Below are 15,407 nucleotides of genomic sequence, written 5' to 3' on the forward strand. Positions count from 1 at the left end.
TTTATAATCTTCTATTAATTCAGTAATTTTGTTTTCTAAAATATATTGATTAACGTTTTTGAACATTTTATTCTGCATTGCGACTAACGAACTAGGGGAGACGACGTTCCTCGTAGCTGAGCCTCGCAGAGGCGTTAGCGTCGGCGCGTCTTCTTGCGGAGCGAGAAGCGTGACGGAGAGGAATGTGTCGCAGACCGAGCGAGGCCGCAAGTGCCGAAGCGAAGCGTTTCCCCGCTGTTATACGACGTTTTCAACTTTAACGATTTTATTTTTAATTGATTTTGTCATTATTTCTAATATTTTAAGTGAATATAGTAAAATCAAAGGAAGAAAATAATCATATAGGATTAGTAGGTTAATTCCGAATATTAATAATAATCCGCTATTGTTAATTATAGTATCAAGTAATGTAAATTTATAAAAGCTGAGTTGATAAGAAATATACAAAATAAAAATATAAAGAGTAAAAGTAAATATGGAAATAGCTGAAGTTTCATATTCGAATAGTTTTACTTTTTTGCTATACTCAATTAATTCTAGGGAAATACTTACATTTGAATCCTCTTTTTCTATTTTTTTCTCTATGATATTTCTCCCAAAGTTTAATTTAAGAAAATATTTTATCAATATCTGAAATGTTTTGAAAGGAAAGCTTAATACATTTGAAATAAATATTTGTTTGTTTTGTTTTTCAAAATATTCCTTAGTAGTTTTGTAAGTATGAATTTTATATAGTTTATCGAAAAGTTCCTGGAAAGTAAGATTTTGATTTCCAACACAGATATTCTTATTAATTTTATGGATACTAAAAGTTAACCCTATATCTTCTGGTTGAGGGGAAGTTTGTGAAAGTTGTATGGATTCACTGGTTGGGCATTCTCTTTCAAAATAATTGTAATATGGCTTATTTGAAATATATTTACTAAATTTACTGGAAGAAGCATGGAATAAAAAATTATTTTGATCTTCTAATCCAAGATAAACTACTTTGATTAAACATACATCATCGTTCTTATTAAACTGATTTTTTGCTGGTTTAAATAGTAGATTTTCGCCATATTCTCTTTTTAAACTAAATCCTGGCTCATTATCCTTAAATTTAATAAGATCTGTATATATTAGTTTATCATATCCACTGTTTTCTAGTTGATTAATTAATTCTTCTTGGTTCATATAATTCTTTGAAAATGTCGTATAACGAACTAGTGGAGACGACGTTCCTCGTAGCTGAGCCTACGTAGTAGGCGTTAGCGTCGGCGCGCCTTCTTGCAGGGCGAGAAGCGTGACGGAGAGGAATGTGCCGCAGGCCAAGCGAGGCCGTAAGTGCCGAAGCGCAGCGTTTCCACGCTGTTATGCGAAGTGCGATTAGTTTGTAAGCTTATCTTGTTCCAAATTAAATTTTAATTCTTTTCCTTTTATTTTTGCAAAAAAATATGGATAATTGAATCTCCATTCAGGGAACTCTCTCCCATCCGTATCAAATTCTTCATGATACAAAATTTGAATTTCTTTTTTTAACTCGTCTTCTTCGTTTTCAAAAAAGTTTGAATACTTGTTTTTTCCCTTTTCCTGTGTTTTAATAATTCTGAATGATTTGTCTTTCTTAAGAGTCAAGAAAGCATAGATTTGATTATTAGAACTGTAAAAATAGATTTTTCCCTCAGGATCAGGCCAGCCAATATTTCCTTCTTCAAATTCTGCTAAAGTTTTAAAATTACAATTTTTCCAATTAAACAGAATTATTTTTGAGAAATCACCTGAAGATCCATACATCCCATAGTTATCTTCAAAAATAATATCATTGTTGTTATTAAATTTAATGAAACCGTAAGCAATGGAAAGAGGAAAGTTTTCAGGAGTACATTTTTTTAATTTCTTATCTTTAATTTTATTAGATTCCGGATTTATCTCCAAAAGTAAGTTATTTGTATTGTTATCGAAAATTCTAAAGAAACAAATTCTCTTAGTTTTACCTGAATCCCAAAGCGAAGCTGGTTGGTTTTTACAAATAGGGTTTGAATTAGAATTAATTAAATCGATTCTCACCTTTTTATCCGGAGAAATTATAGAAGAAACTAACATTTCATCTTTGTTTTCCTTTTTTTCAAAACAGCCTATTAGAAGAAATGTAATAATAAGATATTTTATTTTCATGAACTTCCTTTTTAAATTTAGATTAATCGCATTTCGCATAACGTAACTAGCTTGCCGAAGTTCCCCGGAGCTGAGCCTCTGGAAGAGGCGTTAGCGTCGGCGCGGATCTTGCCAAGGCAAGAGACGTGACGGAGGGGAATTTGGCGGAGCCTGGAGGGAGGGCTTGTCCCTCCCGGAACGGCAAGCGTCAGTTATACGTCGTGTCAGTTTACTGGAATGACATTAATCTCTGGATAATATTTAGTGTAGTATCTGAAGAAGCTATAAGCATTATTTTGTTAATGAAATCTTTTTCATCCGATGCAAATAGTTTTCCATCTTTAAAAAATGATTTAACATTTGGATATGAATGTTGATCGCAAAATATTTGTAATGGGAAAAAGAGAATTGGGAATTTTACTTTAAACAATTCAACGGATATATCTTTATTCTTTTTTGGATGAACTAATACTCTGAAACGTATTTGTTCTTTTGACATTTTACTATCAGGATCATATCCGAATTCAGGGTGTGGTTTTATGGTTCTTCGAAAGGGAATTACTTCGTGTGTAATATATTCAGGTTCGTAAGATACTTCTTCAGGAAAGAAATTTACTTTTTGAATGCTATACCCGACTAAGTTGTCTGTCGCACTTGGAAGAGGTTTGAAAATATCATTCACGATATCGATAGGATTATTTAACCTTTCCTTTTTGACTTTTGTCCATATATTTTCCATAAAATTTCCTAAAGTAGTTTAATTTGAACAGGTAAGTGATCGCTATATTTTCTATCAGGTATATTAAGATTTGATAGTAGCTTGGTATTGTAGATTTCCGATAGTATTTTGCATTCTTTTTTATCTAAATGTTTCGCTAATGGATATGATACTAATATATTATCATATATATGCCATCCTTGAGCCTGATTACCTTTTCTAAAATAATAAGTTCCAGGAGGTCCAGGAGATAAGTCACCATTAAAGGAATCTATCGGAGAATAGAATTTTAATCTATTGTAGTTATAGAATTTTTTATGTGTCTTTAGGCTTTCGTTATGATAGTTCGTTGTATTGAAATTAAAATGTTCGCTGAAAATTTTATCATGCGAGGAAATGTTAAAGTCACCCATAATAATAGCAAAGCGATAGTTTTGGGAATTAATTTCGGTTATTATTAAGTTTACAAAATGTCTATTTAAAGAAAGAGCTTCAGATTCAGATCTAAATTGACTTTTTAGATGCAGTAGATAAAGAAATACTGATTCATTTTGATATTTAAAAACATATTTCGAAAAATACTGTTCTGACTTTTGAAACTGCATACCTATGAAATTACTTGAATAGAGGCCCGTTCTTTTACTGGTTAAATCATATTGAAATTGTGTAAACTTTGATGAGGATTTAATTAAAGATTCTTGTTCCCAGAATTCAGAGATTGCTACAATTTTTGCATTTGAATTGAAATCGTCATTATTGATCAACTTAACCGGATTTTCGCGATTATTTATGTTCCAATATATTATTTCCATTTTTATGTATTATTTACTGACATGACGTATAACGAACTAGGGGAGACGACGTTCCTCGTAGCTGAGCCTCGCAGAGGCGTTAGCGTCGGCGCGTCTTCTTGCAGAGCGAGAAGCGTGACGGAGAGGAATGTGTCGCAGACCGAGCGAGGCCGCAAGTGCCGAAGCGAAGCGTTTCCCCGCTGTTATGCGAAGTCACGAGTTTGTTCTGTTATTTTGCATTTATTAATGATTTTACTAAATCCTGAATAATTGATTCGTTTTTGGTATAATAGGTTGTAACTAGAGCCATTCTTTTATAATCTAAGTCAGTTATTTCGTTAATATAATATTGCTCTTTTTTTCGGCTTTTAAAGAATGATTTTAAAAATACGTAAGACCCGATTTCTATTGATGAAATGAATAGAAACTTAGAAAAAATTGGAACGTAATATCTTGTTATTGTATATTTTAGTCCATTACTTGGGATAGAATTAAAGATATCTCCTTTGAGCATTAATTCTATCATGAATTTACTTGAGGAATACAAGAAGAATAATCCAATAAAAAAAAGAAGAATTCCTATTAAGAAGTAAATATAGGAATAGAATTTTAATGCATTTAATTCTTCTCCGATTCTTGCTTTATTTTCGTTAGTTAATTTAATGATTTCGTCTATAGAAAATTGATTCGCTTCTGAATTTATCGGTTCGGTTTTAGTTGCCAACGAGCTATTAATTTTTTCCTTTCGTTCATTTAATCTTTTAAATCCTTCGGATATGAATCTCTTAAGGAGTGTTAAATTATTTTCAGTAAATTTGTCACTCGAGTCTATTGTTGGCGGAATTCCAAGAGATTTTAAATTAGAATATGAATTTAACGATTCAACTAATGTTTCTTTAAATTCTTTGTTCTGATCATTTGGTTTTGATTCGATCGATGATATTAAGTATTGTAAATGATCTAACTTGAAATATAGATCTTCCAAAGTTGAAATGCTTCTTATGTTTGAAAGCGGAATTACTATTTCTTTTGTATTTTGTTTGTTTCTTTTGGCTCTTAGCGTAAGTAGCAAAATCGAACTTAGTACTAAAAGTATGATGAATTGCATACTGTAGTCAATTATTTCTAATAAATGCATTTTATTTCCTTTATTTTTCGTGATTTCGCATAACGAACTAGCCTTAACGACGTAGGCTGACCCTGAGTCCCAACGGGACGTTAGGGACTGGAACGACACTTGCGTAAGCAAGGGGAGTGCCAGAAGCCTATGTGTCGCAGACCGAGCGAGGCCTCGTGCCGAAGCGAAGCGTTAAGGCGCTGTTATGCGAAGTTGCTCTTTTATTATAAAGTTACTAGCTCCGCTATTTTAGCAGCAATATTTGACATTGTTTCGTCGACTGTATTTAACCCACTTCGAGATCCGAGTAATGGACTCACATTTCTTAATTCCTCATATGTGGTACCATGTACGATAGGTACGAGTAAATCACGGGCAAGTAGTGCTGATAGCTCTTTATCTGCAATTCCCTCTCCTTGTAAGCGGAGTAAAAGAGCCGGGGTCACTAGAACAATGCCGACTCTAGATTTTGCAAGACCACGGTCAATTTCACGAAGTAATGGAGAACCTAGTGCAACATCCTTTTCGCTAAACCATACAGTGACTTTTTGAGATTCAAGAAGATCGCAAAGATCTTTGGCAACACCTTTTCTATCATCCCAAGCATGACATAGGAATACATCTCTGAGATCTGGTAAAGTGGAGCGTCTTTCTATATTTTCTCTGACAGGTGTTAGCGATCTTATATCAGAAGGAAGATAAATAACTGTCGATGTGGATTTTGACCACCTTGGCCTAGGTGAAGGACTTGAACTTCCTCCGCTACCGCTTGAAAGACTTGATTTTCCACTCGAGCTATTTGAATAGCTTGGATATGAATATGAATCGTAGCTACTGTATCTGCTAGAAGACCTTCCTCCACATGCAGGGCATTCTGCTGCAGCGCTAGCAGTTCGATGACCTAAAACTGGTGCTGTACATTTTGCCATTTTGATTACCTACCTTTTTAATTTGAAATTTTAGGCTCTGAATGTTGAATTTTGACATTGAATTTCTTAACTTCTACCCTTAGTAGTTAGACTTCATTAATATCGAATATTCGTATTTATCATAAATACAAATTATTTTAATAATATTAGATTTCTCGATCAAATAAGTTTTATTTAATTTAATAATGGATTTATGGGAAAATACTTATTAATCCTTTTTTGGAGTTTTGTATTATATATTTTCTTTCAGGTTTTTGAGCAATTTCGCATAACGAACTAGACTAACCGACGTAGGCTGACCCTGAGTCCCTGTAGGGGACGTTAGGGCTGGAACGACGCTTGCGTAAGCAAGAGGAGTGCCAGAAGCCTATGTGTCGGAGACCGAACGAGGGCGTAAGTCCCGAAGTGAAGCGGTTAGTCGCTGTTATACGCCGTAATTTTTTGCTACAAATTAGATATTTTGACTGAAGTTTTAACAAAAATGATCAAATCTGATTTAATTTTACAGAAGTGAAGAAAATGTAATAAAAACAAAAACAGGAATATGATAAATGGTAACCATAAATTAGCGGGGTAAGTTTTGTATTCACACTGAAATATATATATTAAGAATAAGATATAGCCAAAAACATTAGTTAATAGTGAAGTTCCACTTCCATGTAAGTTATTTGATAATTCTTGCGATCTTATCGATGCCCCTTCTATATGTTTATTTAACTTCAAATTACTATACCATAGAGCAGAAATAACTGCAAAGGAGTTCTCTTTTATTAATTTCTTGGGAATTGATTTCCTTATTTTTTTATCTAATAAAAATTCTCGATAGTCTATCCTGCCAATTCGAGATGCTTGATATAAAAAAGAGAAGAATATACTAGAAAAAAGAAATGTCGTGAGCATTAGTAAATTGTTTACTGAATCTTCAGAAAAGAATTTGAAACTTACATTTCCATTAAAGGTAAATTTATATATTATTATTTCTGTAATCATTATAATACTAGGCGAAAGATAGCGAATAAACTTTCCGAAATCGGTAAAAATTGAATTTTCTAGAATTTTCATATTTTTTAGCATTTACTTATCAAGAGCAGAATTGGAAATAAAATTGGTATGACAAGATAACCTAATCCAGGTATTAAATGTGCATATATATTATTATTTTTGGACATGTTATAACTCTGTTGTAGAATTACTTTGTCTTCTTCATCGAAAAAGAAATCTATCAATTTAGTCGCTGTTATAGCATGGACGATGCGATTAAATGAAAGAAAAGAGTATGACCAAATACAAGCTGAAAATAAAGATGTGTATGAATAGCCGACGTTAGTGAATAGATTATAGCCAAATATTAGTATATTTAATCCCAATATGTTTATAGCAATTCCTAAAATAAATCGATAGATTGTTCCTTTTGATTCGCCACAAGGGAATAGCCTGTGAGTTTCAAACAATTTATATCTACTTAAGGTGCTTAATGATATTGCATACATTATACTGGAAAGAAGTGCATACAATGTGGCAATGTCGTTAGTTGAATTTGGGAATTTTCGAAAGTGAATATTTTAGTTAATATTTCCATGTTGATTTTTGTTTTCCTTTAAATTTAAATTATGGCGTATAACGAAATAGCCTTAACGACGTAGGCTGACCCTGAGTCCCAACGGGACGTTAGGGACTGGAACGACACTTGCGAATGCAAGGGGAGTGCCAGAAGCCTATGTGTCGCAGACCGAGCGAGGGCTTGTCCCGAAGCGAAGCGTTAAGGCGCTGTTATGCGCAGTGGCGAGTAATTATATCTAAGCATATTAATTTAAATTTGTACATCGAAGGATATATCCTTCATTCGAGTAATTTTTTTTAACTTTAATACTGTCTTTAACTTTATAAAAGTCAATTGCTAAAGCTGGCTCTACGTTTTGATAGGGTTTTTCATTTGCTTTTATTTTTATTAAACATTCCTTATCGAATGAGATTGAATTTTTTAAATTACGATTTATCGATTCTAAATATATAGCTTTTTGTTTTTTGGTAAAAATAAGTTGGTCTCTATAGAATGTTTGAGCAAAAGGATTGAGGTAATTTCCTGGTATCGATTTATTTTTTTTAAAAAAATCATTTAAATTTGGAATCAAATCGCTAAGTTTCTTCGAAAAGGGTCCTGGTTCAAATTGAATATAGATTTGGTCATATTCAATTGATAATATTGATTTTAATTCGATAAAATCTTGTTCGATTAATTTGTTTTCTAAAATTGAATTCGTAAAGAGTGGTTTGCTACAATTGACACTTACTAACCAGAATAGTAAAAATATTATGTTATTTTTCATATTTTTATTAAGTTTGAAGCTATTTGGTATTTAATGTTTCTTTTTTAATATCTAAGAATTACTATTTAGTAATTTTTTATAGAGAAATTGATTGAGAAAATATTGAAACCTGTAAAGCTACTTTAATTTGTTAAACTTTTAAATAAAATCCAATAATGATAAGTGAGATAATCGTAGTAAGGAATAATATCAAGTTAAGTTTGCTGTTTTCCTCGGTCATATAGTTGTTAATCGGTTTTTTCATTCCGGATATGAACCACCTTAAAATTCCAATGATTCTGGCAATAGCGTCTAAGAGATATTCGATGATGAATTCAAAAATTGTATCCATGCGAAATTAAGCCATTACGCATAACTTCTCATATTTGTATTTCTGCTAGTTGCTTGTTATTGATATGTAATTGCTTGTCGGTTAATATCATGGTTTAGTTGGTTTTTTGTAATGCGTCTAATTTCTCTTTATTGCTGTTATTGGTTATGCGTATATTCGTTTATTCGGCTTGTTATCTGTTATTCGTTTATTTGGTGTATTTAGTTATTTTACTGCGATTTGGTTAGTTTCTTTCTCTATTATGTGACATAATTTACTTGGTTTTTTAATCTCCTGAAACTGTCCAAGGCTATGGTATAGCTCCGCCCCCTGAGTCCCAGATGTAAAAACGAATCTGAGTCTTTTTTGTAATATGGTTAGCGCAAACGTTTTTTAAATGAGTCATAGAAATTCTCATTTAACAGGCATTTTTTATTGTCATTTTATTTAATTTTTTTTCGATTTATGCAATAAAAGTAAATTTGCATATTGTAATGGATTTATTTCTTTGGTTTTGGTTGTTTCTAAAATTTGAATGGTAATGGCTGTTCGTCGCTGATTAGGTCGTTGAAGTTTTGGAAACTGGAAATTCCTGTCCAGATTTCTTTGAATGAGGCGAGTAGTCGTTTTCTGTAATAGGTTTTATCGTAGATTAATAGGTTTTGTGAGTTTTTACTTTCTATTCTTTCTTCTGTTTTGTATCTCTCTCCCTTTTGTTCTGATTTTTTATTTACTACCAAATATCGAATTTTTTCTCCTGCTTGGACGTGGATACCCATTTCTAATAAGTCTTTGACTGCCACCGCACTTGGTGCGTCTACACTGTAATCTCCTGGATCGTGAGAAGTGGATCTTAGTATGAGAAGATCTTTCCAGTAAACATCGCCTTTTGAGAGTGGGGCGTCATATTTTTTGAAGATTTCTAAAATCTCATCCTCTCTTGATTGCATGTCAGCTATCGTTTTAAACTGACACATCCACCGAATCATTTCCTGTTGGGCAGTTTTTATATAATAAGGATAGTCTTTTCTCCGTAAGGCGATGCCTCTTCCTTTGAAATTCCCATCGGTAAATCTTCCCATGTATCGGTTGGCAACTGGCATTTTTTCATTTTGAGTGGATGGTGGAAAAGATAACCAGGAGAAGATACCTTCTATATCCATTGTTATTTTTGTTTTTATTTTTATCGTTTTACATATTTCTAAAAGATGACTTTCTGAGATTGGTGATTTATCTTTTTTTTGAATGAAGATACAATCGGTAATTGCATGCACAAGGTTGTATCCATACTCTTCTGCAATTTCTTTTGCCAGAATTAATTTTTCTCTTCCGAAAGCTGTGACTGCTTCGTGGCTTTCTAGTTTCCCGAATTTTGCATTTCGGTAACCTAAATAGCCGAAAGAGGTAACCAACATCCATTTTAAACTGGATTGTTTTTGTTCTATATAATGTTTGTTGGTTTGACTTGGTTCTTTACATTGTTTTTTATAATGGGCTCTGCGTTCTATGACATGTGCAAGTGCTTCGGAAACAACACCTCTTCTTTTGTTACAGACTCGATATCCTAAAGATGGAACTATTTCTGTTTTGGAATCATCTTTGCAACACAAACAATTGATCGTTTCGGGAGATATATTGTGTGTAACCATCACCTTTGGATACATTTGAGAAAAATCTAATTGAGCAACATTTTCTAGTACAAATCCATTTTGAATATCTGCTTGAAAAACCAGTCCTCCTTTGTCGGCGTTTAAAAGATCCAAGGCTGTTTTTGGTGCCTCTAATGCACTTTTTTGCCAAGGGACAAGATAGTTCATGCGCAGTGCTACATCTACCTCAATATAGGTGAGTGCTTTTCCTGTTGATGCTCTTGCCATCTTTTGGATTGGTAAACGAGAGATACGAGCAAGCTCAATAATTCCCATAAGATCTGCTTCTTTGTAAACAAATCCGTTTTTTGAGTCTATATGCCATCGACCAAACAGAGGGTAGGACGGAGCTCTAAACACGATTGTCCCGTAAGTATTAAAACTAGTTCCTTGTGTTTGTATTGAACGTCTGATTGTGCTTGTTTTGTCTCTATCAAATTCTGTTGGTATATGATTTTCTTGTGAAGCTTTAAAGAGATAGGGAAATAGGATTTGGTCACCGTAGGAGGTGAGAACTATATCGGGATCATATTTTTTGAATAGTTGATTTAGTTTATGAATCAAATTCGTGGAATTGTCTGTTGGTATTTTATACTGATCGGAATCGGTTTCAACAATGAGTGTGTTGTGTTGGAAAGAGATCCTTTGGCTTCTTTCTAAGTAGAGAGAGACTGTCCTAAAGTTTGGGATTTCATAATCCAAATCATGGATATCTGATAAACACTGAATGTTTCTAATTTGGTTTTGGTTGTGTTTTGTTTCGTAACTTATTTCTAAATATGCTAGCGGGTAAATGTCTTTTTCGACCATATAACCCGTTGTGATTTCAATATCTGAATGATAGATATCGTATTTTCCGTAGAGATTAAAAAGTTTATTTGTGATTTTTGGTAGTAGTTGTGGTTTAGAAATTACTAATTTTAAAACTGAGACTGTTTTGTTTTCATAGAAGAGACGTTTTTCTGTAAAGGTGGGAATTTCTGCTAACGCGTTTAACTCATAAAATCGTTTTACTAATTTTTGAAGAATGTTTTTGGGTGCGTGGATGTAGATTGTTGGGAAAAATTCATCAGAAAATAATCGAAGTTCTCCCTCGAGAGACCTTAACCAAAGGTAGATTTTTTGTTCAGAGTGGTAGATATCAAACAAGTAACCCTTGAATGTTTCCATAGTCTTTTTACTTTAATGCGTAGTCACTTATCTGGGATTTTTTGTAGGTCTTTTTTGATTCCGTTCACTTCTTTTTTTAATTCTATGAGCATGGATAGGATCATGGAGTCAATTGGATATGGTAGAGAAGCCATAACACCAGCTTGTACTTGTAATTTGGATGTTCTCATTAGCTCATCAAAAATTTCTTGGTCCTGTCTTCGGAGAGACCTTCGAAAATCCGATAGATTTCCTTCTATCTGCATCATTTGGCGAGAGTAGGGGGCAATGGTTCTTCCCATGTTAAAATCCTGTGATTGAAGTTTTTCTTGTACGAATGCGAGAGAGACCTTCTTCCATTTTAAGTTCCCATAGGTTTTGGGTGGTTCGTAGTAGTTTTGGAAAAAAGATTTGAAAATTTTTATGTGTATAAGTCCAGGATTCGATGATGAGTAGCGGGACATTTTCGCAGGGAAATTTTTCTATAAATTCTAACATCCGGTTTAATAAAAATATACCTTCGTCTTCTTTGACATCGCCATCCAGAAATTGTTTACATGGAGCTAACAAGAAGTATATGGTATTTTCTTCTTTTAAACTTAGAATTGTTTTGAGTGCATCTAATATTTGATAGGGGGTGAAGGCCCTTTGGACTCTAATTTGTTCTAAAAACGGCTCTGGTTGTAAATTTTGTTTCCTGGTTTCTTCGGCAATAGTGAAGGGATTGAATCGAATGGCACAGTCTAGATTGAAAACCTGAAACCCAGAACAAACCATGGCATATTGCCAATAATGAGCCAGCCTGTACATTCCTCTTTCTCCGGTGAGTAAACCGATATCTCTTTGGTTCCAGTTTTTGATGGGTTCATAAACATCTGTAGAAATGGGAGATGCTTCAGTGAGAATCATATATACTATTTATATGTATAGTAAAAATATGTAAAGTGTAATTTGTCAGTAAGTTTCCTTTTTCACTTACTGGAAAAAGTAAGTCACTCACCTTTTTCACCGGAGGATCGAAGCTAGGCAGGTGGTTCATTTTGATTTGGAAGGTACTTGCGGACTCTCCGGAAACGAAACGGGTGGGGAGAATTTCTAAAAAGATTAAGACTGGAAAACTTTTCCGGCCGGAGATTGCCTCCGGTCGCAGAGTTTCAATTGGAAAAATAAATTCATCGAATGAATTTCTAAGACCTACCGACAGATCAGAAATTAAAATTTATAGAGGAGGAACTTCTTGTACGGTTTTGACTCCGGTTACAAAATAACTGGTTTCGGCAAAACAACTAAAAGGAACTCCAACATGTTCTTCATATTCCAGAACGACTCGTTTGCCAATGGAACCATTGAGTTGCTCTGCAATGGCTTCATTCCGAATGCTGAAGTAGAATTTTTCTGTCATTGTACCAGGCATTGTGACAAGGGCCATTTCTCCTTCCCAAGTTTTGCAAATCCAACCCTTTTTAGAAAGCTTTTGGATGTAGCCCGCACGATCACCCTGCGAGTAACTCCACTGGAGAGTGAGCCAAGTATAACCCGCAAATAGAATGGCGAGGAGGATGAGAAAAAAACTGAAACGAATTAAAAATTTACCCATAAGTTAATCCAGAATTTTGGAAAAAAAATCGAAAGTTTCAAGACAATATTTTGGACGAACTTCGACAATTTTGCAAATAGGATGGAAATCTTTTGCGCCAGGGATACGGAGGGCTTGGTCTTTTGGAGGAGACCGACAAAAGACGGGAGCGAAAAGCGAACCCCGGAGTAGCCCGGTCGATTCGGTGGGAGTTTAATCCACTAACAGAGTGGAGGCGCCCACATAGAAAGGAAATGAATGTAAGTCAAAGTATGAACTTTTTTAGAAAATATTTTTTTGAGGTGTGAATTGGGATGGCAAGTTTTGGCTCCTCGTGGTAAAGGAGAACCATTGGGTGGCGGGTCTAGTTCCCCACCCTCAGATCGGGCGGGGATACTATATTCGAAAAAAAACCATCCCGCCAAACTCCCGAAACATCCTTTTGCGGATGTTTCTATTCGAAATAACCTTTCAGGCCGGCCTCAAATTCTGTTTCTAACGATTTGGAAGTCCATTCCCATTGGAATCCATTTCCTTTGACAGAAAGAGAAGATTTGGAATTGGATTTCCCTAGAGTTGTAAAACCAAGTCCTGCTTTGGTGTATTTTTCTTTGACTTTTTCTTCGTCTTTGGACAGAAAACTAATGACAAAGGAAGCTCCTGTTTCACCAAAACAAAGTTCGTCGAGACGAGGGAAACTTTTTTGTAATCCTTCTAAGTTGACTTCGAGTCCTTTGGTTCCTGAAATTACGATTTTTGCAAGTGCCACAAGAAGGCCACCGAGTGACAGGTCTTTGGCGGAGGTGAGAAGTCCTTCTTTACGGCAAGAGATGAGTGTGTCAATGGCCGCTTTTTCTTTTGTGAGAGAAATGGTTGGAATTTTCCCTGTGTCAAGTCCATGGAAACGGTAAAGGTATTCTGAAGCCGAGATAGTGGGTTGGAATTCTCCCACAAGGGCATACACTACATCTTCTTTCGTGCGAGGGTAGGTATGAAGTCCTTTTGCTACATCATCAATCACGCCCACCATACCAATGGTAGGTGTTGGGAAAACTGGGCCTTCTGGGGATTCATTGTAGAAAGATACGTTTCCGCCAGTCACGGGAAGTCCAAGGAATCGACAAGCATCTCCAAGTCCTCTTACACATTCACTAAAGATATAGTAGTTTTCTGGGATGTAAGGGTTTCCAAAGTTTAGGTTGTTTGTGACTCCGTAAGGTTCCGCACCTGTCGCGGCAACGTTTCTTGCCGATTCACAAACGGCAATTTGAGCCCCTTCGTATGGGTTAAGATACGTATAACGAGAGTTACAGTCTGTGGCGACAGCGATCCCTTTTTTGGTTCCCGGAATGCGCACAAGCCCGCCGTCTTCTCCAGGTTCAACTACTTTTACAAGACCCACTTCTGTATCATACTGTTCATAGAGGGGACGTCTGGAGCTGATATTTAAAGAAGAGAGAAGAGTATTTAACGTTTGGGAAACTGTGTCTTTTGACAAATCATTGATTTTGTTAGGATCAAACTTTGTCACCTCATCGAGGTAAGCTGGTCTTTTTTCTTCTCTCACATACCTTGGAGCACCACCACCCAGTACGAGTGAGTCTGCTGGAATTTCTGCTTTGAGTTTTCCATCTTTTCGGATGCGAAGGATTCCATCACCAGTGACTGTTCCAATCTCTACAGCATTCAGGCCCCATTTGTGAAAGATAGAAACCAGTTCTTCTTCCTTTCCTGTTTCCGGAATGACGAGCATTCGTTCTTGGGATTCGGAAAGCATGATTTCGTAGGCGTTCATATCCGACTCACGTAGAGGAACTTTGTCTAAGTCCACATCCATTCCGGTTTTTCCTTTGGCACTCATCTCCGATGTGGCACAAGAAATTCCGGCCGCACCCATATCTTGGATTCCCACAAGGAGATTTTTTTGGATGGCTTCGAGGGATGCTTCCATCAGAAGTTTTTCCATAAAGGGATCGCCCACTTGGACGGCGGATCTTTTTTCTTCGGATTCTTTGGTGAGGTCTTTGGAAGCGAAACTGGCACCGTGGATTCCGTCTCTTCCTGTTGTGGCACCTACGATGTACACTTTGAATCCTACTTTTCCTTTGGTAGAAGCAGAAGCCATTTGGTCGTGACGAGCAATTCCTACTGTCATTGCATTGACGAGTGGATTTTTGGTAAACGTGGGATGGATGAATAATTCTCCACCACCTACGGCAATCCCAAGAGAGTTGCCGTAATCACCAATCCCTTTGACGGCTCTTGTTAAAAGATATTTGTTACGAGCTTCTTTTGGATCACCAAACCGAAGTGAGTTGAGGGAAGTGATGGGGCGAGCCCCCATAGTAAAAATATCTCGCATGATCCCACCAACACCAGTCGCTGCACCTTGGTAAGGTTCTACAGCCGTTGGATGGTTGTGACTTTCGATTTTGAAAACAACTGCTAGACCATCACCAATGTCCATGGCCCCTGCATTTTCTTCCCCAGCTTGTGCGAGGAGTTTCTCCGACTTAGTTGGCAGTGTTTTTAATTTTAAAATTGAATTTTTATAAGAGCAGTGTTCCGACCACATGGCGGAAAAGATTCCCAGTTCTGTGGAGTTGGGCATTCTTCCTAAGATCTTTTGGATCTCTACAAATTCAGTTTCTGTAAGTCCGTGTTCTTTTGCATCTTCCAGACTAACTTTCTCTTTTTCCATACTGATT

Annotated in this window: 13 protein-coding genes; all 13 read right to left on the reverse strand. The window is 35.6% G+C overall.

Annotation, left to right across the window (positions count from 1 at the left end; translation table 11 throughout):
• Window positions 1-237 precede the first annotated feature (237 nt).
• The 13 genes from CLV96_RS00010 to purL all read right to left on the reverse strand — a co-directional run bounded on the left by CLV96_RS00010 (window position 238) and on the right by purL (window position 15,400).
• Complete coding sequence (locus CLV96_RS00010; RefSeq protein WP_004783560.1) at window positions 238-1,173, reverse strand: hypothetical protein; 936 nt, start codon at window positions 1,171-1,173, stop codon at window positions 238-240.
• A 192-nt stretch (window positions 1,174-1,365) separates the two neighbouring features.
• A complete protein-coding gene (locus CLV96_RS00015; RefSeq protein ID WP_004783583.1) occupies window positions 1,366-2,154 on the reverse strand; it encodes a hypothetical protein in 789 nt (262 codons plus the stop codon).
• 208 nt (window positions 2,155-2,362) lie between these two features.
• Entirely contained in the window at window positions 2,363-2,872 is a 510-nt protein-coding gene (locus CLV96_RS00020) for a hypothetical protein (RefSeq protein WP_004783826.1), read from the reverse strand.
• 8 nt (window positions 2,873-2,880) lie between these two features.
• Window positions 2,881-3,663, reverse strand: a complete 783-nt coding sequence (locus tag CLV96_RS00025; protein ID WP_004783934.1) for an exonuclease/endonuclease/phosphatase family protein — start codon at window positions 3,661-3,663, stop codon at window positions 2,881-2,883.
• A 208-nt stretch (window positions 3,664-3,871) separates the two neighbouring features.
• Entirely contained in the window at window positions 3,872-4,780 is a 909-nt protein-coding gene (locus CLV96_RS00030; protein WP_166669656.1) for a hypothetical protein, read from the reverse strand.
• Between the two features lie 203 nt (window positions 4,781-4,983).
• The gene (locus tag CLV96_RS00035; protein WP_004783515.1) at window positions 4,984-5,688 is read right to left on the reverse strand and encodes a toll/interleukin-1 receptor domain-containing protein; all 705 of its coding nucleotides are present in this window, start codon (window positions 5,686-5,688) and stop codon (window positions 4,984-4,986) included.
• A gap of 1,805 nt (window positions 5,689-7,493) precedes the next feature.
• On the reverse strand, window positions 7,494-8,015 hold the full coding sequence (locus tag CLV96_RS00040; RefSeq protein ID WP_004783675.1) for a hypothetical protein: 522 nt from the start codon (window positions 8,013-8,015) through the stop codon (window positions 7,494-7,496).
• A 130-nt stretch (window positions 8,016-8,145) separates the two neighbouring features.
• Window positions 8,146-8,346: a hypothetical protein gene (locus CLV96_RS19865; RefSeq protein WP_040916986.1), complete on the reverse strand. Its 201-nt coding sequence runs from the start codon at window positions 8,344-8,346 to the stop codon at window positions 8,146-8,148.
• A 503-nt stretch (window positions 8,347-8,849) separates the two neighbouring features.
• Window positions 8,850-11,144, reverse strand: coding sequence for a DNA polymerase domain-containing protein (locus CLV96_RS00045; RefSeq protein WP_004783985.1), 2,295 nt, complete (start codon window positions 11,142-11,144; stop codon window positions 8,850-8,852).
• Between the two features lie 23 nt (window positions 11,145-11,167).
• Window positions 11,168-11,425 (reverse strand): DUF8156 family protein, encoded by a 258-nt coding sequence (locus CLV96_RS00050; RefSeq protein ID WP_004783820.1) that lies wholly within the window; start codon window positions 11,423-11,425, stop codon window positions 11,168-11,170.
• A gap of 1 nt (window position 11,426) precedes the next feature.
• Complete coding sequence (locus CLV96_RS00055; protein WP_004783829.1) at window positions 11,427-12,032, reverse strand: P-loop NTPase family protein; 606 nt, start codon at window positions 12,030-12,032, stop codon at window positions 11,427-11,429.
• A 310-nt stretch (window positions 12,033-12,342) separates the two neighbouring features.
• On the reverse strand, window positions 12,343-12,720 hold the full coding sequence (locus CLV96_RS00060; protein WP_004783508.1) for a hypothetical protein: 378 nt from the start codon (window positions 12,718-12,720) through the stop codon (window positions 12,343-12,345).
• A 433-nt stretch (window positions 12,721-13,153) separates the two neighbouring features.
• Window positions 13,154-15,400, reverse strand: coding sequence for a phosphoribosylformylglycinamidine synthase subunit PurL (gene purL / locus CLV96_RS00065; RefSeq protein WP_004783970.1), 2,247 nt, complete (start codon window positions 15,398-15,400; stop codon window positions 13,154-13,156).
• Window positions 15,401-15,407 lie beyond the last annotated feature (7 nt).

Origin of the sequence: Leptospira meyeri, assembly GCF_004368965.1 — a bacterium.
GTDB lineage: Bacteria > Spirochaetota > Leptospiria > Leptospirales > Leptospiraceae > Leptospira_A > Leptospira_A meyeri.

Bases quoted from the DNA above. Each gene is read 5' to 3' on its own strand.
- CLV96_RS00010 (WP_004783560.1), bottom strand. From the start codon at position 1,173: ATGAACCAAGAAGAATTAATTAATCAACTAGAAAACAGTGGATATGAT.
- CLV96_RS00015 (WP_004783583.1), bottom strand. From the start codon at position 2,154: ATGAAAATAAAATATCTTATTATTACATTTCTTCTAATAGGCTGTTTT.
- CLV96_RS00020 (WP_004783826.1), bottom strand. From the start codon at position 2,872: ATGGAAAATATATGGACAAAAGTCAAAAAGGAAAGGTTAAATAATCCT.
- CLV96_RS00025 (WP_004783934.1), bottom strand. From the start codon at position 3,663: ATGGAAATAATATATTGGAACATAAATAATCGCGAAAATCCGGTTAAG.
- CLV96_RS00030 (WP_166669656.1), bottom strand. From the start codon at position 4,780: ATGCATTTATTAGAAATAATTGACTACAGTATGCAATTCATCATACTT.
- CLV96_RS00035 (WP_004783515.1), bottom strand. From the start codon at position 5,688: ATGGCAAAATGTACAGCACCAGTTTTAGGTCATCGAACTGCTAGCGCT.
- CLV96_RS00040 (WP_004783675.1), bottom strand. From the start codon at position 8,015: ATGAAAAATAACATAATATTTTTACTATTCTGGTTAGTAAGTGTCAAT.
- CLV96_RS19865 (WP_040916986.1), bottom strand. From the start codon at position 8,346: ATGGATACAATTTTTGAATTCATCATCGAATATCTCTTAGACGCTATT.
- CLV96_RS00045 (WP_004783985.1), bottom strand. From the start codon at position 11,144: ATGGAAACATTCAAGGGTTACTTGTTTGATATCTACCACTCTGAACAA.
- CLV96_RS00050 (WP_004783820.1), bottom strand. From the start codon at position 11,425: ATGGGAAGAACCATTGCCCCCTACTCTCGCCAAATGATGCAGATAGAA.
- CLV96_RS00055 (WP_004783829.1), bottom strand. From the start codon at position 12,032: ATGATTCTCACTGAAGCATCTCCCATTTCTACAGATGTTTATGAACCC.
- CLV96_RS00060 (WP_004783508.1), bottom strand. From the start codon at position 12,720: ATGGGTAAATTTTTAATTCGTTTCAGTTTTTTTCTCATCCTCCTCGCC.
- purL (WP_004783970.1), bottom strand. From the start codon at position 15,400: ATGGAAAAAGAGAAAGTTAGTCTGGAAGATGCAAAAGAACACGGACTT.